The following is an 18,577-nucleotide window of genomic DNA, read 5'->3' as shown; positions in this document are numbered from 1 at the left end:
ACCATGGTTAGCATGGACAAAACCTCGTACAACAACATCGCCAGAGGATGGGAATTCGCCGAGGCAAGCGCTCTGAACGTCGAATCAGACAAGTTGCAGACCTTGCGAGACAAGGCTTCGGAGGCCGGATTCGCACAGTGCTCCCGGTCTCAAGGCGCCTTTCTGCAGTTTTTGGCTGGCCGGAACGCTCCGGCATCCATCATCCTGGTCGGCAACGGCTCTGTGGTCGAAGCCCTGCGCCTGATGACGGGCCTGCATGGTCATGGCCAGTTCACCGCCGTCGACTCCACAGCCCAAGGCACCTCACTGGTCAAAAAAATATTCGCGGGCATGGAAAAAGCCCACCCTGGAATGAGGCTGCGGGCAGTCAATGCGGCTGCCAAAACCTACTTCCCCAAGCTCAACCCCAGCGACTACGACCTTATAGTCGTCTCAGGCAATGGGGACAACTACCAACAGGTCATGGACCAGGCTCCGCGCCTGCTCAAGGACCGAGGACAGGTGATCTTCACGGATGCCTTCGATCTGCTGAAGGATCCGGACAAGGGCGGCGTGCTCAACCCGGCCAACAGGTCCGCCAAAACAAGCACCTTACGGACCATCATGGAAGCCATAAGCAAAGACGATGCCTGGGAATCCTGTCTGCTACCCATTGGCACAGGTATGATCATGGCCACCCGCGCCCGCTGACCGCCGTCCGCCTATTATTATCAGTCACGGTGGCGCAGGATGACTTCGACAGCCTCATCAGGATCATCAGTGCGGATGACCAGATCGGGGTCCAGCTCAGAAATCATGCCCCTCTGCTGCACTGTGTCTGACATCCAGTCAAAGAGCCCCTGCCAGTAGACCCTGTCGAAGAGGACGATGGGCATGCTGGGCGCCTTATGTGTTTGGACAAGCGTCAGCACCTCAAACATCTCGTCCAGGGTGCCGAACCCACCGGGGCAGACGATGATGCCCGAGGAGTATTTCATGAACATCATCTTGCGTACGAAGAAGTAACGGAAGGTGATGCCCAGATTCACCCAGCGGTTGAGCCCCTGCTCCATGGGCAATTCGATGCCCAGGCCGACGGACTTGCCGCCGACCTCCGCCGCGCCCTTGTTGGCCGCCTCCATGATGCCAGGTCCTCCCCCGGTGATGACTGCCATACCGGCCTTGGCCAAGTCGCCGCCCATCTTGCGCGCAGCAGCATAGTTAGGGTCTTCCCTGCCGATCCGAGCTGATCCAAAGATTGCAGCTGCCGGCCCTAGCTCAGCCAGCGCGCCGAACCCGTCGACGAACTCGGCCTGGATGCGTAGCACACGCCAAGGATCCATATGCAGCCAGTCTGTATCACCGCCCGATGAGAGCAAACCAGCGTTGGCGTCCGCCTCAGGAATCATGGGCCCGCGCATGATGACCGGACCGCTGTGGTAGGTTCTGCCCAGGTCCGGGCCTTCGTCGTCATTGTAATTGTCAACCATATCCGCCATGTACGCATTCCTTCATCGGGCCCCGATCCGAAGGACCCGCTCGATCCTGTTCCGGCTCTCATGATAGCGGCCCCCGCCGCCCAGTCGACAGCAAGACCAACATGGAAAAGTGGCCAGCGGGCACAATAAAGCAATCCGTCTAGCACATTTAAGATGAACGGCAAGCCCGTACAAACCCAATGAATATGCCTATAATCACCCCTGTTGGTTTGCTATCGCTAAACAAGTCAATCTCGAAACACACGATTGCTTCCAAGAACGATTATTGGACCGAACGGTAACCCAATTTGACTTTGTCTCCGTTTGCATTCTCATGAAGCAGCGATCAACGTTCCAGGAATATTTATTTACCGATCTCCGCTCTCTGAGTTCAAGTCCACAGCACCTCCTAGCTGAATTGTTTCCAACCGACCTGCTTCTTTGCCAGTAGACTCGATGAGCAGCGAAAGATCTCCCTCTTCTTGAGGAACTATGAGCAGATCGCCGCGTCCTCCAGCAAATATCGTTCCAGGCAAACCGCCCAACACCAACCGACCCAGATTGGTATGCTCCCCGAAAGCAGTCACCTGCAGGCCCTGACCCTGCATGCGAACTATCGTTGATCCACGTTGCTGAGTTTGCGCTAGAGCTGACCGAGAAATGCGTAGCCAGAGGCAGCTGCCGGGCGGGCAAGTTACGGGAAGGCGCTGGTCTTTGAAAATTGCCCGACTTGCGCTCTTTCGAAGCATCGTCAGATTTTGCGTGCGTAAAGTCCAGTCTGCAATGGGTTCGCCTACCAGTAGTTCAATCGTTCCAGTCGGCTCACCCCAGGTCTGCCATGTTCTGATAGTCAACCGATCCGTTGCCTGTAAGGGCCCCAGCCAAAGCGTCGACTCATAAGGGGTGATTGTTCCTATCTGGCAGCCGTTAAGCTCAACTTCGCACTTGCACCGGCAACCCTTGAAGTGCAAGGCCCCGACCGGTAACAAGCTCTCCTGGTCAAGCATTCGATCCAAAGATGCATTCTTGATTCTCGACGGAGACCTTGTACCAGCCTCTACCGGGTATGAAACCGACGAACTCGGCAAGAATCGGGTATATGTCACCACCCTGGGCCAATAAGACGCCGACCATCCCCCAAAGCCCATTCGAGGAACCGGATCTTGCCCTGGAAGGACCACATCGGCCTTTCCTCCTGGCGACGACCAGCGTTTAATCTCGGTTACCTGCCATCCTGAATTCAGGGGCAAGACGTTATGCACCGCCAGCACGCCGGATAAACCCCGCCCGGCAGACAACCGAAGGGCTTGTAATCTCGTGTCATCAAAATTGGAGTGCCCCCAGATTCCCACCCTTATGGACAAGAGCGGATCCTCATCATCAGTTCGCTGGATAGCTGAGCCGTCCAATGGCATCCAATAGTCACCGCCGCCATTCGCTACCCAGGGCATCACCAGATCCCCCCATTGCAGGCCAACCACATCAGCCGCCTGCCGCAGGACCATCCCACGAATTCCGTCAGGACAGCAGCGCGTACTATACAGACCACTGCCATACCACAGCCCTCGTTCTTCCAACATAGGCAGCCTGCTGCCTGGAATCAATGCAGACGGGGAAGACCATACCTGGTTACATTCAGCCTTACCCACCGATTCCAACCGCACGATGGGTGCATGAGAGGCCTGCACCCTCGTAACCGGCTGACCCAACTGTACAGTAATGGATTTCCAGCCTTCTGGAGTAATCAGCTTCATTTGAAGGATTCCATGCTTGCCAGAAAGGACCAATCCATTGACAGGTTCATCTCCCAACCCAGTATCCTGGACGGAATCCTCACAGGCGTCAGCCAGGGGATGCCAGATCAAGTCCCCGTCAATCCGCACCTTATCCAGCGACGTATCGGCAGGAAATGCTAAACGCAACCAAAGGGGACCAGGTATCATATCGGGAGCATCCACTTGCACTCGTACCCCGGTCTTCTCGTCGAATTCGAGTCCTGTCAATTCACCGCTAGTGGCTTCCAAAAAACAGCCTGACCCCAGAGGGAGATCTCGTACCAGCATCACTCCGGTCTTCGCCGGCAGGGGCCATCTGTCAGGTGAACCATTGCCTCTTTCGGCCTCCAGCTCCAAATTCTGCTCACTCACATTGGTCAAGGTCAGCAATTCGCCGCCACCGGCCAAATTCAGGAGACCCAATCCCAACTGCGGATCATCCAGGCTGAGCGGACGGCCTTCAGCTCGAATTCTACCGGCAAAGCTGGCGATTGCCTCCTCATCTGCCACTTGAGCCATGCTCAGCCGGTCGCCCAATGCATTGATGATTGCACTCAATCGACGTGCCTGATCGGCCTCGGGTCGCTCGCCACCGGCAGGGTCGACAGCTCCGCCGAAGTCGTAGTCGGATGTCATAAAGGCTTCCAACGAACCCCAACTGTTGACGGAGGTTCCGTAATCGAAATCCCAGCCAGACACCTGCAGGTAAGGTCCTATGAAGGCCGCTCCCGATCCAACCAAACGCCTCAGCGTGCGATGTACGCGGTTAGTCTCCGTCACAACCAGGGGTGCTCCACGCCTACTGGCGGCAAGACGGTAATAACGCACCTGACGATCAAAATCCGGATCGTCATCATCGGGATAGAGGTTGACAGCAGGCGCCACCGTTGCAGCGTCAGCGCCGGCACGAGTCATATCCCCCTGACCAGCACAGACGACAATGGGCACACGCACCCCCATTCCCCTCATCATGGAGGCCAGTGAGCCAATGTATCCAGTTGGATCCTCACAGTCGAAAAAGTCCAGTTCGTTATCCGCCTGGACCATGATCACGGGTCCTCCATGGCCGTGTCCAGCATATTGTTGGCGCGAAATAATGGGGATAATTTGCTGATACCAGGTTCTGACAGCCTCCAGGAAGGCCTCATCGTGCTGCCGGGCTCGAATCTTAGGATCGGTAAGCACCCAGGCTGGCAGACCCCCGCCATCCCATTCTGCACAGATATAGGGGCCTGGCCGGATCAAAGCATAGAGACCGGCACGTTTGGTCATGCGTAGAAACTCCTCGATGTCCAAACGACCTGAAAAGTCAGCCTTGCCCGGTTCCCTCATATGCAGGTTCCAAGGCGTATAGACATCTATGACCTGATAACCCAGCCGTTTAACCGCATTCAGACGCTGCTCCCACTGACTTCGGGGTATACGAAAGGGAAAGACCGAGGCACACAGCAGAACCCTTGCTTTTCCATCAATCCACAAACGCCCTTGAGTCAAAGCTACTGGATCGGGTGAGCCCTTCCTGGTATTTGAGACCGCCATGTCCGGCGCAACATAACCGAATCGGCCGTCCGACTCCTGATTCATGATCGGACCTACAGGTGCTCCAAGGGTATTCGAAGTCTTCGCTTTTCTTCTCATCATTCCTATGCCTTTCGCCTTGTTGCAAAACAAGACAAACCTTGGTGTTTACTTGATTCCTGCTGATCCGGCGAACATCCCCGACTCGTACAGATATCTCTGGGCAAAGTAGTAGACGATAAGCACCGGCAGGATGAGGATCAGTGCTCCTACCATGATCATGTTCCAAGGCGGTGTCTGCACGCTGGAACTCTGGCTCGAAAGCACCTGCAAGCCTAACGCCAGAGGCATTTTATCCTCATCATTGATGTAGAGCAGGGGCCCGAAGAAACTCCCCCAGTTGGAGGAAAATGTGAAGACGCACACTGCTGCCAAGACGGGGACCATCATAGGCAGGATGATTCTGGTGAAAATCCTAAAGTATCCCAAGCCGTCAATCTCCGCTGCCTCATCAAGTTCCGTGGGGATACGAGTGATGAACTGACGCATAAGAAAAACGTTGTAGGCGTTGGCGAAAAGATTCGGAACGATCATGGGCAGGAGTGTGTTGATCCATCCGAGCGTTCTGAAGAGAATGAACTGAGGAATCATCAATACCTGGCCGGGTATCATCATCGTCGATAGAACCAGGATGAACAGGATGTTCTTGCCTGGTGCATGCAGCCTGGCAAACCCGTATGCGACCAATGCCGAAGAAAATGTCATAAAAATACAGGCAGGGATGACAATAATCAGAGAATTGAGAATGAATCTGCCAATAGGAAGTCCAGAGCTGAAGACTCGGATGAAATTCTCCCAGTGCCATTCCCCTGGCAGAAAAGTAAACTTCATAGCCTTAGTCGTTGCATCCGAGCTTAAAGCAATGGATACGACGAAGACCAGTGGGGCACAAAGGATAGCGGAGACTACGGTGAGAATGGCGTAACGCCTGGCCTTGCCGCCAAAATCAGAACGGGTATTCACTTCTTTACCTCCGACTCATAAAACACCCAGGCATCCGAGGACTTAAGCACCGCTGCCGAAATTACCATGATGATGACAAAGAGTATCCAAGCCAGGGCTGATGCATAACCCATATGAAAATCCTTGAACGCGGACGTATAGATATAAGGCACCATCATCTGGCTGGCATTGTCTGGACCACCCTGGGTCAGGATGTAAACCTGGTCAAAGACCTGGAAAGCGCCGATGATCCCTGTGACCAGATTGAAGAATAAAATAGGTGTGATCATTGGGAACGTTATGCTCCAAAACAATCTGTAGTGACCTGCCCCATCAATTTCAGCCGCTTCGTACAGTTCTTTTGGCACGCCATTAATGGCCGAAATAAGCAAGATCGTTCCCCCTCCAACCTGCCAGATGGACAGAAGGATTATGGCAGGAATAACCCAGTTTGCATCCAACAGCCAGGCAGGACCTTTGATGCCGAACAGGCCCAGCAAGGCATTGACTGGTCCATCTTCAGGCTTGAGCAACCATTTAAAAATCAATCCTGCTGCCACAAGCGGCACCAATGAAGGCAGATAAATGATGGTGCGGTAAATGCGTTTACCACGAAAGTCATGAGAAAGCAGATTGGACAAGTACAGGGCGATGAGCAGGGAGACAGGTACAGAGACTATAGCGTAATAGAAAGTGTTTCTGAGCACTTTCCAAAAAAGAGGATCAGCAGTAAGAGCCTTGGCATAGTTGCCAAGACCCACCCAGTTGGGTTTCTGAAATGAATCCCAATCGGTAAACGACAGATACAGCGAAGAAAACATAGGCACCGCAGTGAAAACTACAAAGCCGATAATCCACGGAGATATACATACGTAAAAGAACAGGGTCTCCCTAGTGCTCCGTTTCATTCCTCGACGCGAACCACGATGACGACGACCTATGGATGCGGATATACTCATACAAATCACCTCTTGACGATGTAAAAACACGACGGCAGGCGCATCTGACTTGGCGCAACAGAGCACTGCGGGTAAAAAGGCGCTGCGGATCCGGCCATTATGCGCCGGATCCGCCAGCTGCCTGGAACTGGACTGACCCTGCTACTTGTTCAGAGCCTGCTCCAATGTCTTCTGAGCTTTATCCAAGCCAGTTTTGACATCCTGCTTGCCGTTCCAGGTTTGGGACATACCATCGGACATGGCTTTGGTGATCTGTGACCATTCTGGCGTCAACGGCGGAGCATAGGTCATCGAGGTAGATCTGGTGAAAGCAGTCAGATCCAATCCATTCTTATTCCAAGATGCCTGGGTAAAGGACTTGTCCTTGGCCGCAGCAAGGTTCGCTGGCATGTCGAGCCCGCTCTCGGCGATAGGCCGCTGCCCCTCTTTCGAGGTCAGATATTTCACAATCTTGATTGCATCATCCTTATGCTTGCTCTGAGAAGAGACCGTAAGGGCGTTGAAGAACATGGGTACAGCAGTCTTCTTGCCATGCCACAGAGGTGCAACTCCCCAGTTGAATTTGGCATCCTTAAGTGAGGAGATGTCCCAGAAACCAGTCACATTCATGGCTGTCTTACCTTGTGCGAACAGGGGGTCAGCGCCTGAATCCGTGATCTCCTGCGGCTTGGGAATGACCTCATACTTGTACATGAGATCTTGATAGAACTGCATGGCTTCAACATTCTCAGGCGAATTCACCACCGGCTTGCCATCTTTGTCGAGAATACGGCCGCCGTTTTGATAGATCCAGGTCATATACCAGGCCCACCAATCACCTTCGCAGTAGGCCCACTGAGTGGTCTTGCCATTCTCACGCTTGACCAATTTCTGGGCGTTGGTCAAGAAGGTATTCCAATCCCACTTTTCGCTGGGGTATTCCACACCAGCAGCATCGAAAATGTCCTTATTATAGAAGATCACCGCTGGTGCCGCCCTGTCAGGAGCCCCATACAGCTTGCCTTTATATGTATAGATCTTCTGATTGGTTTTGCCATAGTCTCGAGCGACGTTCGGGAAATCTGATGTCAAATCGGCTAGCTGACCACGACTGGAGTACGCGTTGATATTATCAGCCATTTCCAAAATATCGGGTGGTGTTCCTCCTGAAAACATAGTCTGGATCTTGGTATCGTAATCCTTGGCTATATACTGAAGTTTGACGGAAATATTGGGATATTTCTTCTTAGCCAGGCTCAGGCGTTTCTGCATGACGCGTTTGTCGATATCACCACCCCAGATCGTTAGGACCAATTCATCCTTGCTGGCGCCATTACTGCCCCCACAAGCCGCCAGTGAAGACACCATGGACACTGAAGCAAGTACCGCCAGGATCGCGGTCAGGCCTTTCTTCTTCCAGGACCTCATTGAAACCTCCTTGGTTCAAGGAATCCTTGATTCTCATATATTGCCGGATGTCTGGGCTTCAACGCACCAACCATCCGACAGGATTTCGACTCAGCAGAGATGCTTACTGAATCGAATCAGCTAATCGCCAGTAACAATATAACGCGCATAACTTATACGTGTCAAATATGATGTTGATTTGCCATAGCCTGCTTATATAAGCTGAAGAAGTCATAGCATGATTGAAGTCAGAAGAACGATAGGTAATGAGCTATATGCAATGAATTCTTAGATTAATGGATTCAGCTGCATTGTTCGTTGGTTGGAGACGGCAATCAATTTCCTATGGTTCGGCATCGACAGCATAAACAGAAGAAAGACGAAGGTAGAATTCATGGTCACAATGCGTGATGTCGCCGCTTTGGCGGGTGTATCACAGGCCACAGTATCCTATGCCTTGAACGGGGACCCTATGATTTCCGAGGCCACACGTTCACGAGTCATGGCAGCGGCACAAGAACTCGACTACGCCGTTAACCTTTCCGCCAGAAACCTCAAGTCTGGTAAAAGTGGGGCTATCGGCTTGGTCGTCCAGGAAATTGCCAATCCATACGTCAGCCAGCTTGCTGACGCTATTTCAGAATATGCCTTGGGCAAGGGGCTACAAACAGTCATCCAACAAACCCTCTACCGTCGTGAGAGCGAAACAACAATTCTGGAACATGTAATCAGTGCTTTCTGCGATGCAGTCATTTTCAGCCCCAGTAAATTGACAAGCCGGCAGATCAAGGCGCAATTACACGGCAAACCCGCTTTACTTCTTTCCGCTCAAGATGAAAATCCCGAATATGATGTTCTACAAACCCCAGGCAAAAGAGCCATGCGCGAAGCCACCGATTATCTATTTGCCTCTGGCTGCCGAAATCCTGTTTTTTTTGGCATGCCCTATATACCTTTAACCGAATGCGTAAATCCGCTGAATTCAGCCACGACCCGAGTCGCCGGCTATGAATCCTCACTGGCAAACCACGGCATGAAACCAGGACCTCAACAGTTCATCAACCCTCCGGATTGGAGCCCCGGCACCAGCCGCCAAACCATGCTGGATTATATCGACTATGATCTCGCCTCCAATTACGAACATTCACCAAGGAACCAATACGGCAATCAGGTAAGCTTTGACGCTGTGGTCTGCATCAACGATGCTGCGGCGCTTGGCGTCATCAGAGCGTTAATCGATCGGAATATCAGCATTCCGGATCAAGTATCCGTTATTGGCTTCGACGGTATCTCCCAGGGAGCCTTCATCGCTCCCAGTCTGAGTACTGTGGCCTTCGACTTCAACGATATGGCCCGGCAGGCTGTTGACACCCTGGTGATGCGCCTAGACGAAGCCTCCGGGAAGACTCAAACCAAAACCAGGCAACAACCCCAAAGACTTACCGCCCACTATCAACTGTTGCAACGTGAATCGACGAAGTCCCTCTAAAAAATCCGAAACGACGATGATATACGTGTTCCATTGGTGACCATAGTCGCGACAGACAGGAGGACTATTAAACAATAGACATCCGAAACAGACCAAATGCAGGTCATGCCATGTCTTCGGCATGACCAAGTATCTGTCCCGCTAAAAGAAACTTTCATGACAATACTGCCAGCGGGATAGCAGCACACGACCGACAGTCGCAGTACAGTGCTTCACAGGAAAAGAACCGAAGATTAAGAAACCTTGCCGATAGTATGAATGGTCAAATGAAACAACCTCGGCTCAAATGACGGGGATCGGTCCATCTGAACAATCCTCCTGAAACAGATGATGCCGTTGACCATCGGCAGAAATATAAACAGGCTGAATCGGTTCCACTGAGTATGTGCCGATAATCCCAGACATGACAGTAATTGAGAAAAGAAGCCTAGCTCAACCCTCAAACTCTCTTATTGACTAGTGCCATAATTAACTTATGTTTTGTATTCAACGGTTCAACTTTCCTGTACTCTCTTAATATTAGTAAGAATCGGTGTTCTAAATTCACTCCACATCCCATTTGAAACTACGAACCGCCAAAAACACAAGCAATACAGTAACTGCAAGCACGATGGAGGTTGAAAGCATAGCGCCCGTTTGTTGCAGAGGATTTTTTGACGCCCAGAAAATAAGATCTCCAAATAGAGTCGAAGGAATCCATCTGATAACATTCGTCAACCAATCTGGAAGGATGGCGAAGGGTATGGCCAGACCGCTGAGGAACAAAGCCAACAATTGCACGAGAGTTCCCAGGTTGGTTGCCAACTGCGATGAGGAAAGACACCCGCCCATTAAATAACCCAGAGCAAGGAACATGACCAGGCCCAATAAGGACACGACAAAAACTCGACCAACATCCCTGAGCGGAAGCAGATTAAGCAATACTGAAGCGCCGACTATGGCAATGATCTGCACGGTCGCCATAATGAACCTTACAACCAGATACGTCATCAAATAGTCAGCTTTGCGGATGGGCGTAGTTGAAAGTACCCGAAGAGCTCCTGATTGCCTGACCTCGGCCAAAGGGCCTGCAGTCATTGTCAAAGCTGTACCGGTCACTGCCAGAAAGAGGGCCATGGGCATGACAAAGGGGCTGAAGTCCGGAGCATCAGCCTGCCCTTTCATCATCTCGGACATGAGAAGGAACATACCAGCCATGGCAAAAGGGAAAATTATGACAAAAATAAAGTATGAAGTGTTCCTGATTAGTTCACGAGTCTGTAGCGCCAACAAGGGGCGAAGGTCCCGTTTTTGTGTCATCTGGAGTCCTATCAAAAATGAGTATCATCAACTATTCAAAATCATGCCCGGTCAACTTCACGAAGGCGTCATGAAGGCTTGGTTCGTTCATACGTAATTGGGAAACCGCAGGATTGCTCGACAGCACAGCAATAACAGGATCCGTATCGTCGGTACGTATTGAGATGGTTGTCTTATCAACGACTTCCGGTTCGCCAAAAGTCCGAAGCATGCTCACAAGGTCCGATATTCCATCCGGACTTACTCGGCAGGATATCAGCGTCCCCTCGGCATGCTTCCTTATGAGTTCCTCTGGGCTGCCTTGGGCTACAGACCGACCATGATCTATCACCGCAACTTCTTGGCACAGTACCCTCGCCTCATCTAAATCATGTGTCGATAAGACAATCGTCGTACCTTCTTCGGCCAAAAAACGAAGCACCTTCCAAAGGTCGTCTCGAGCCATTACGTCAAGACCAGTGGAAGGTTCGTCAAGTATGGCTAGTTTCGTCCGTCCGATGATGGATAAACCAACGTTCAGACGCTGTTTTTGTCCACCTGATAATTTCGCCACCTTGCGGAGCAGCAATTCGTCCAAGCCCATCCATTTCGCGACCTTGTCCACGTCGCGCGGGTGATCATAAAGACTGGCCCAAAATGACAGTATCTCCCCCACTCTTTCCTGGGGAAAGACAGTGGACTCCTGTGGTTGAATACTCACCCTCTGATGAATCCACTGCGAGTCGGTCTGCGGATTCCTGCCGAATATGTTGACAGTTCCGGAAGACGGTTTTCTCAAGCCGACAGCTATTTCGAGCGTTGTTGATTTTCCAGCACCGTTAGGGCCCAGCAGACCAAAGATGCCCCCTTCAGGGACGGTTAAATCGAGGTGATCCAGGGCCTTGATAACCCCTGCTGGCGTTTCATACTCTTTAACTAGATTGCCAAGTTCTATAGCAGCATTCATTGGTGCCACCCTTTATGGTAGGTACAGCGGTTCGTTAAAGTTTCATTGCATTGAGCGGCCAAACCTGCCAGACACTCTTTGAAAAGATTACCACCAATGGTGATTGAAATATATCGGCATCAGAACCACTGGCTGTTAGGACCGAATGCTCAAGCACCTGTCTACAAACTAAAGAGAAACATACAACTCTACTCATTGGCGAATCAAGTGAGCCATGAGTATCTGCCACACGTTCATAGAAAGAAGAAAGAACTCACTTATTAATTCGATCAGCCATCGGCAATACGGAATCTCTGCGGTTCTCCTAATAAGACATCTGCAGCCCCCCCCCCTCTGCAGCCTCTCTGGCAAAACAAAAAACTATCTCCTAGAACCTGGTTTCCTCATTCATGGCTTCAGCAAGCGATTTGCTCAAATGCCTGAATCTCAAATGCCGGAGTTCCCCGAGCGGAAACAATGCGTCTCGCAGGTTGTTGGGCGTTGCTTTTACCGCAACGAGAACCCTTATCCGACTTCTACAGATGGAAGAGGCCCTGTCAGACTCTTTTTATACTGGGAAGGATCGATCCCTCCCACGAAGCACCCAAAGCAGAACTACAAGTTGCTTGAACCTATCAGGTTTCCCCCCATGCGCAGTATGTCCAGCCACATACTGGGCACACTCAGTCCTACCTGACAGCGATTTGTACTTATACTCACCCGATGCTGGCGGTCGGCATTGTTTCACCGGGTGCTCATATAGCAAGCCAAACGGCGAAAGCCAGGATTGCTGCGCCCAATATGCACATCGCGAACCAGCGCTTGTCTTTCTTGCCCAATACAAATCCCCGAACAATCAGTGCCAAGCCGAGCAAAGCCGCGAATACCATAATCCAGAAACCCATGTTCTAGGCCTTTCGTTGAAGTTTGATGATTCGATCATGCTGGTCAGCCAGTGAGGCGTCATGCATAACGGTGACGATTGTGGATCCCGAATCTTGGTTCAGGCCAAAGAGCAGAGTGATGATCCTCGACCTGTTCGCTGAATCGAGAGCGGCAGCGGGCTCATCAGCAAGAACAGCCTCGGAATTCATAATGACGGCCCGCACGAAAACTGTTCCTGCTTTTCTCCCACCGGAGCATTTAAGCGGTTTTGCCAAGTATAGACCCAATGCCCAGAGAGTCCACCACCTGGCCGAATCTTCCCGAATGCACCTTGCCTGGCGTCCCTGCCTAGAGCAGGTACAGCTTGATGTTGCCCGCGATGCTCAAGGACCTGATGAGCCTTGATTCCTGCAGAACGGACCTGATTTCCTGGCTCCTCCATGCAGCCGATTCAAGCTCGTTCTATAAGGACCATCCTGCGCTCTCCCCCTGCAAGCGAACCATCCGCGCAAACTCACCATCTGCGGACATAAGCTCCTGGGGAGAACCCTGCTCGACCACATGCCCATGGTCAAGAACGACAATCTTGTCGGCCTGCTCGACAGTGCGCATCCGGTGGGCGATGACCATGACGGTCTTCCCCACCAGTAATTGTGACAGGGCTTCCTGCACCTGCGTCTCGTTCTCCACATCCAGGGAGGCGGTAGCCTCGTCGAGCAAAACAATCGGGGCATTCTTGAGGATGGCTCTGGCAATGGAGATTCGTTGCCGCTCGCCCCCGGAAAGCCTGGAGCCGTTTTCACCAATCATCGTCTCATACCCCTGTGGCAGGCGCAAGACGAACTGGTCGCAGTTGGCAGCGCTGGCTGCAGCCAACACCTCCTCGTCACTGGCACCGCTCCGACCCATCCGAATATTGCCCAAGACCGTGTCATCAAAGAGCATCACGTCCTGAAAAACCACGGCATAGTCTCGCAGGAGAACCTCCGAATCCACTTGGCTCACATCCACCCCTCCTACGGTAATGGAACCTGAAGCGGCATCCCAGAAGCGAGCCGCAAGGCGGGCGCAGGTCGATTTACCGGACCCCGAAGGACCAACCAGGGCCGTAATCTCCCCCTCCTTGGCAGTGAAGCCGACATCCTCAAGAACCGGCTCACCTGCCGCCTTACCCGCAAGACCGGGATAGGAGAAGGCAACGTGGTCGAAGACGATATCGTGCCCATCGGGATGGAATTCCGTACTACCCCCGGCTACAGGTTCCTCGGTGATGGAGCGGATCCGCCGGGCCGAGCCTTGGGATTGGAAGAGCTCCGAAACCAGCATCAGCGCCTGATCAAAGGGCGAGTAGATCCGTGAGACCATCAGGAGGAATAGGAACATGACCATGAAGTTGATCCTGCCCTGGATAATCAATCCGGCAGCCACCAGGAAGGTCGTTGCCACACCCAACCTCAAAACCACCATGGCGGAGTTCATTATAAGACCATTGGTCATCTCGGTTCGGACTGTAGTGGCTTCGGTGTTGTCAATGGTCGAGAAGAGCCTGTCCAGATACCTGTCTTCCTGGTTGGTGGCATGAATCTCCCGAACGCAGTCAAGCGCCTCCTGAATGCCGTCACTGACCCGCACCTGGGCCTGCCTCGTGCGCCGTGACGAGGCTTCAACAAATCGTCGAGTGGCAAAGATGATAGCGAAGGCCACCGGTACACTCCAGAAGGCAGCCAGGTCAAGAGCCCAATTGATAGGCAGAAGCGACAGGAATATCAGGACGGATGAGACGACCGCTCCGTAGAGCTGGCTCAAGGCATGGGCATAGGCATGTTCCATGGTGGCCACGTCACCCAGAATGGTATCGGTCAGATCAGCTAGGTCACGCCGCCCAAAAAATGAGAGTGGCAGTTTGCGCAGTCTCTCGGCCAAGTTGATCCGCTGAGTTCCGGTCTGGCTGAAGACCGCACCGTAGGAGTAACTGTACTGGAACCAGGAGGAGCCGAAGAGAATGAGGGCAAAGACCAGGAGACCAGCTAGATAGGGCAAGATCTCCGGCAGGGGCGCCCCCGCTGTCAGGTGTCCGACAAAAGCGTTCATGACCAGCAGAAGAGAGGCCGTTCCCGCCATGATGATCAGATTGGTCAGTGTAGTCCACAACGTTCCCAGAACCACGATTCTCACGCCCTGATCGGACAGGGCGTACTTCTTCTTGAATGAGGCGAGCACTTATGCCTCACCTCCTTCCCTCTGAATGTCGGAATCACCAGTCGACGAGTCCGCAGCGTATGGCCCGGCACCGGAAGCGGCGTACTCCTCACCCACAGTGGAGCCAGCGAGGTTGTGATCCGCTTTGCCGGCAGCCTTCGAAGAGTTGTTGACCTTCCATGAAACCGCCCGCTTGTAATCAGACCAGAGACGGGCATAGGTACCCTGCGCATCAAGAAGCTGGCGATGTGTACCCTGCTCAACCAGACGGCCCCCGTCCAGCACCAGAATTCGATCGACGTGGGCCACAGTCGACAGGCGGTGGGCAATCATAAGAACGGTTCGCCGTCGGCCCCCTTCAGCCTGGGTCAGTTTGGTCAGCGCCTTCTGTATCAGGACCTCGTTCTCAGGATCGGCAAAAGCAGTCGCCTCATCCAGAACCACAATGGGAGACTTTTTGAGGATTGCCCTGGCCAGAGCCACGCGTTGGACCTCTCCCCCGGAAAGATAGGTTCCACCCGAACCGAGCACGGTATCCAGCCCATTGGGAAGCTTGTCGACAATGTCCACGCACTGAGCCGCCCTCAATGCGTCCAGTACCTGCTCGGGAGTCGCTTCTGGCCTGGCTGCGCGGACGTTTTCGAGCAGGGTCGTCGAAAAGAGCCTGTTGGCCTGGAAAACGAAGGCGACCTGCCCCATCAGATCGTGGGGATCCATGGATCTGACATCAATGCCACCCAAAGCGACCCTGCCCGAATCCACATCCCAGAAACGCGGCACCAGACTGGCACAGGTCGATTTTCCTCCTCCCGAGGGACCAACCAGAGCCACCATTGCGCCCTCCGGCACCTTGAAGTCAATCCGATCGAGTGCCGGACGATTGGCACCTGGATAGCTATAGGACACCTGTTCCATGGATGCATCCGCCGACTTCGGGTGTTCCGGTTCGGCAACTACCGTCAGGGGATCGATGCTGAGCACGCCGGTGATTCTGTTCAAGGCATCGTCGGCCTTGCTGAAGGACTCATTGGAGAACTGCAGACGGGTCATGGCTGTGGGAACCATGCCCGAGAAGACGGCGTAGAAGGCGAAATCAGTCAGGAAAGAGGTGAAGTCACCATGCCCCGAAGCCAGCAGGATGGCTACAGGAACAAGGAAAATTACAGTCCCGTTCAGGGCCGTCATCTGAATGGTCTGTGGCAGGTGGCAGATTTGCATGGCATAGTTCCTGGCTATTCGGCTGTAGTGCTCGATGGCCTCGTGGAAGGCCTTGAAGGAATAGACCGTCTGCTGGAAGACCTTGACTACAGGAATGCCACGGACATATTCGGTTCCGGTCTTGGACATTCGCACCAGGGCATCCTGGTACTTCTTCACAAAGGACTGTCCCTGATCGTTCATCATGACACGGATGCAGACCAGGGCGATCAGGATGGGGAAGAGACAGGCCAGGCCCATACGCCAGTCGAAAGCCAGCATCAATATCGGCATACCAAGAATCATGGCGAAGGAGCCGGCTGCATCAGGGAGGATATGGGCAAGCAGATTCTCGGTATCGCCGGCCGAGCCATCAATCGTGCGACGCAACTCGCCTGAAGCGTGGAGGTCAAAATACCCCATGGGCAGGCTCATCAGGTGGCTCATGGCCTCTTTACGCATGTTGGAGGCACTCCGGAAAGCTGCCAGATGCGCCATCAACAGTCCTGCACAGTACAGAATGACGGATGCCACCGCAAACCCCAATCCAACCCATCCGTATGTGGCGATTCCCGTGGCCTGGGACCACTTCGGCGCTACGGCGAGGAGGTCTTTCACCGCCAGCCATATACAGATGTAAGGTCCAAGGCCGGCAATCGTGGAGAGCGCGGACAGACCACAGCCGAGATAGGAGAACACCTTGCGAGAGCCAGCGAAATCGAGCAGCCGCATTAGGGAACTGCGTGCAGGTGGCCTCTCCTGGCCAGGTCGGCCTCCCCCGCCCTGTGCTTTACCTTCTGCAAAATCCGGCTTGCTACCCGAATCCGTCTGGTCTGTGGCCATCTCTTTCCTCCAGGTTCATCCAAAACTCTTGTCGTCCGCTGCCATCGAACGTAATCTGAGAAGTCAATGCCCGGAAGACCGTCACAAAGGGACGAATAAATCCATAAAAGCTGCGAACGAAAACGAAAGTCTGCCGAGATTGCCACAAAGCCGGCAGGATGAAACCAGGTGAGCAATGACAGACCACGCGATACGCTCCGAATCCCGCGAGATACAGACCCTGTATCGCCCCCAGGTGGAGCAACTCGGCATGGAACTCCATTATCAATCAGGAGGACTGGAAGGGCAGGTGGATGGCGACATTTGCCGAGGAAGGTTCCAAGCCAATTTGGCGGGTCCTTATTGCCTGGTCATATGGCACGACATCACCTTCCTGCGCGAGATGAGCTTCAGTGAGTACGCCATGACCGACTACGCCTGCCTGACCCTGGATGAAAGCCCGGTATCCAACCCTGTTCCTTATGGGGTGCAGCCATTTACCATGCAGAAAGGCAATATGGTCTCCCTGATCCAGCAGGCGGGATCGGTCACCAACCGCATACCGGCAGGCTCTCGCTCTCGGACCCGGAGCATCTGCATCCTGCCCGGCTATTTCATGGAGCTGGAAAACCAATGGCCCGGTCAGGTCGGAGGACTCTTTGACGCCTTTGGCAGGCCCTGGCCATCCAATATTGCACAGTCCGCTTTAACCGCCCTGTCAACGTTTGCCCCCGGAAGGCCAGGCCAGACGGAGTTCCTCATAAAAGCACACATCGACCTCCTCATGGCAATGCTGGCCCAGGCTTCCTCCGCCCTTGTACAGAGCCACGAACCGTCACACGACCGCGACTTGGTCCAACAGGTCAAAGCTCACATCCAATCCCACATGGACGGCGACCTCTCCATTGATCGGATAGCCCAATCCCTGTATGTGGGACGCACCCGTTTATGCCTCGCCTTCAGGCGTCAGACCGGAACAAGTCTGGCCAGGTACATCAGAGAGCAAAGAATGGACCGGGCCCGCCGTCTTCTCTCGTTCACCAAGGAGGACGTTGCCTGGATTGGCAGGCAGGTCGGATACGTGCGCCCCAGCTCATTCAGCGCGGCTTTCACCAGAGAAACCGGGGTTGCCCCAATCGCCTGGCGCGAAGGGAGCAACTGTATCGAATAAGCTCGCTGCAATTGATACGTCCACGGTTGCGAAAGTCAAGTAGGCGGTCGCAGACCAGACGACTAAGACTTTATGAACGGTCCACTAGATGAGACCCTTTTCCGGTTTCGACTTCCAGGCAGATGGGCTGTATGAAGCGATATTGGTGTTCCCGTCCTGGCAGAAGGGAACCATCTCAAGTTCCTCCTCACATATAGATCAGGTTCATATGGCTCTACATCGAAGCGAAAGGGCCAATTCACGGCTTGCAGCCACGAATCGTGATTTCTCGAACTTTCAGACGTACATGGCGCTCACTCCCATGTAGCTACTTTTCTCGCTTTCACCAGATCGTTCAGAGCATCCGTATTCTCTTCGATGATGTGAAGTATTCCCAGCGGTGATTGATATAGAAGTCTACGTATTACATTCCCAGACGCTCCAGGCTATAGTCTATTTGCTGCATGACAGGCTTACGGCAATACCCGCGCTAGTTGGGGCGATCAGACGAGGT

14 protein-coding genes are annotated in these 18,577 nt (G+C 53.3%); 3 read left to right on the top strand and 11 right to left on the bottom strand.

Translation table 11 applies throughout. From position 1 onward, the window contains the following. Positions 1 to 12: 12 nt before the first annotated feature. A complete protein-coding gene (locus H3T93_RS01395; RefSeq protein WP_186363894.1) occupies positions 13 to 690 on the top strand; it encodes an O-methyltransferase in 678 nt (225 codons plus the stop codon). Between the two features lie 20 nt (positions 691 to 710). Here the strand turns inward: H3T93_RS01395 and H3T93_RS01390 are convergent, their stop codons facing one another. The 5 genes from H3T93_RS01390 to H3T93_RS01370 form a co-directional block, all read right to left on the bottom strand. Beyond that, a complete protein-coding gene (locus H3T93_RS01390) occupies positions 711 to 1,478 on the bottom strand; it encodes a TIGR00730 family Rossman fold protein (RefSeq protein ID WP_144177267.1) in 768 nt (255 codons plus the stop codon). A gap of 347 nt (positions 1,479 to 1,825) precedes the next feature. Then, positions 1,826 to 4,903 (bottom strand): beta-galactosidase, encoded by a 3,078-nt coding sequence (locus H3T93_RS01385; RefSeq protein ID WP_144177269.1) that lies wholly within the window; start codon positions 4,901 to 4,903, stop codon positions 1,826 to 1,828. A 15-nt stretch (positions 4,904 to 4,918) separates the two neighbouring features. Next, on the bottom strand, positions 4,919 to 5,515 hold the full coding sequence (locus H3T93_RS01380) for a carbohydrate ABC transporter permease (protein WP_198214728.1): 597 nt from the start codon (positions 5,513 to 5,515) through the stop codon (positions 4,919 to 4,921). A 254-nt stretch (positions 5,516 to 5,769) separates the two neighbouring features. Continuing rightward, the gene (locus tag H3T93_RS01375) at positions 5,770 to 6,711 is read right to left on the bottom strand and encodes a carbohydrate ABC transporter permease (RefSeq protein WP_198208426.1); all 942 of its coding nucleotides are present in this window, start codon (positions 6,709 to 6,711) and stop codon (positions 5,770 to 5,772) included. Positions 6,712 to 6,852: 141 nt separating this feature from the next. After that, the gene (locus tag H3T93_RS01370; RefSeq protein ID WP_144177271.1) at positions 6,853 to 8,118 is read right to left on the bottom strand and encodes an ABC transporter substrate-binding protein; all 1,266 of its coding nucleotides are present in this window, start codon (positions 8,116 to 8,118) and stop codon (positions 6,853 to 6,855) included. Between the two features lie 373 nt (positions 8,119 to 8,491). On the opposite strand from H3T93_RS01370, the gene H3T93_RS01365 reads away from it, so the two are divergent. Next, positions 8,492 to 9,586, top strand: a complete 1,095-nt coding sequence (locus H3T93_RS01365; protein WP_144177273.1) for a LacI family DNA-binding transcriptional regulator — start codon at positions 8,492 to 8,494, stop codon at positions 9,584 to 9,586. 543 nt (positions 9,587 to 10,129) lie between these two features. Here the strand turns inward: H3T93_RS01365 and H3T93_RS01360 are convergent. The 6 genes from H3T93_RS01360 to H3T93_RS01335 form a co-directional block, all read right to left on the bottom strand. Continuing rightward, entirely contained in the window at positions 10,130 to 10,885 is a 756-nt protein-coding gene (locus H3T93_RS01360; protein WP_144177275.1) for an ABC transporter permease, read from the bottom strand. Positions 10,886 to 10,916: 31 nt separating this feature from the next. Next, on the bottom strand, positions 10,917 to 11,831 hold the full coding sequence (locus tag H3T93_RS01355) for an ABC transporter ATP-binding protein (RefSeq protein WP_144177277.1): 915 nt from the start codon (positions 11,829 to 11,831) through the stop codon (positions 10,917 to 10,919). A 734-nt stretch (positions 11,832 to 12,565) separates the two neighbouring features. After that, positions 12,566 to 12,715: a hypothetical protein gene (locus tag H3T93_RS01350; RefSeq protein WP_186363895.1), complete on the bottom strand. Its 150-nt coding sequence runs from the start codon at positions 12,713 to 12,715 to the stop codon at positions 12,566 to 12,568. A gap of 3 nt (positions 12,716 to 12,718) precedes the next feature. Then, complete coding sequence (locus tag H3T93_RS01345) at positions 12,719 to 12,919, bottom strand: hypothetical protein (RefSeq protein ID WP_144177279.1); 201 nt, start codon at positions 12,917 to 12,919, stop codon at positions 12,719 to 12,721. A gap of 238 nt (positions 12,920 to 13,157) precedes the next feature. Beyond that, positions 13,158 to 14,915 carry an ABC transporter ATP-binding protein gene (locus tag H3T93_RS01340; RefSeq protein WP_144177281.1) on the bottom strand — a complete coding sequence of 586 codons (1,758 nt, stop codon included), beginning with the start codon at positions 14,913 to 14,915 and terminating at the stop codon, positions 13,158 to 13,160. Beyond that, positions 14,916 to 16,934 (bottom strand): ABC transporter ATP-binding protein, encoded by a 2,019-nt coding sequence (locus H3T93_RS01335; protein ID WP_144177283.1) that lies wholly within the window; start codon positions 16,932 to 16,934, stop codon positions 14,916 to 14,918. It lies immediately after the preceding gene. A gap of 175 nt (positions 16,935 to 17,109) precedes the next feature. On the opposite strand from H3T93_RS01335, the gene H3T93_RS01330 reads away from it, so the two are divergent. Continuing rightward, on the top strand, positions 17,110 to 18,084 hold the full coding sequence (locus H3T93_RS01330; protein ID WP_144177284.1) for a helix-turn-helix domain-containing protein: 975 nt from the start codon (positions 17,110 to 17,112) through the stop codon (positions 18,082 to 18,084). The last annotated feature ends 493 nt before the right edge of the window (positions 18,085 to 18,577 follow it).

The sequence above is a fragment of the Bifidobacterium sp. M0404 genome, assembly GCF_016101415.1.
Lineage (GTDB): Bacteria > Actinomycetota > Actinomycetes > Actinomycetales > Bifidobacteriaceae > Bombiscardovia > Bombiscardovia polysaccharolytica.
The sequence above is the reverse complement of the archived record's forward strand: the minus strand, read 5'-3'. Positions and strand labels throughout refer to the sequence as shown.

Bases quoted from the DNA above. Each gene is read 5' to 3' on its own strand.
- H3T93_RS01350 (WP_186363895.1), bottom strand. From the start codon at position 12,715: ATGGGTTTCTGGATTATGGTATTCGCGGCTTTGCTCGGCTTGGCACTG.
- H3T93_RS01335 (WP_144177283.1), bottom strand. From the start codon at position 16,934: ATGGCCACAGACCAGACGGATTCGGGTAGCAAGCCGGATTTTGCAGAA.
- H3T93_RS01370 (WP_144177271.1), bottom strand. From the start codon at position 8,118: ATGAGGTCCTGGAAGAAGAAAGGCCTGACCGCGATCCTGGCGGTACTT.
- H3T93_RS01390 (WP_144177267.1), bottom strand. From the start codon at position 1,478: ATGGCGGATATGGTTGACAATTACAATGACGACGAAGGCCCGGACCTG.
- H3T93_RS01330 (WP_144177284.1), top strand. From the start codon at position 17,110: ATGACAGACCACGCGATACGCTCCGAATCCCGCGAGATACAGACCCTG.
- H3T93_RS01355 (WP_144177277.1), bottom strand. From the start codon at position 11,831: ATGAATGCTGCTATAGAACTTGGCAATCTAGTTAAAGAGTATGAAACG.
- H3T93_RS01395 (WP_186363894.1), top strand. From the start codon at position 13: ATGGACAAAACCTCGTACAACAACATCGCCAGAGGATGGGAATTCGCC.
- H3T93_RS01375 (WP_198208426.1), bottom strand. From the start codon at position 6,711: ATGAGTATATCCGCATCCATAGGTCGTCGTCATCGTGGTTCGCGTCGA.
- H3T93_RS01360 (WP_144177275.1), bottom strand. From the start codon at position 10,885: ATGACACAAAAACGGGACCTTCGCCCCTTGTTGGCGCTACAGACTCGT.
- H3T93_RS01365 (WP_144177273.1), top strand. From the start codon at position 8,492: ATGGTCACAATGCGTGATGTCGCCGCTTTGGCGGGTGTATCACAGGCC.
- H3T93_RS01380 (WP_198214728.1), bottom strand. From the start codon at position 5,515: ATGACATTTTCTTCGGCATTGGTCGCATACGGGTTTGCCAGGCTGCAT.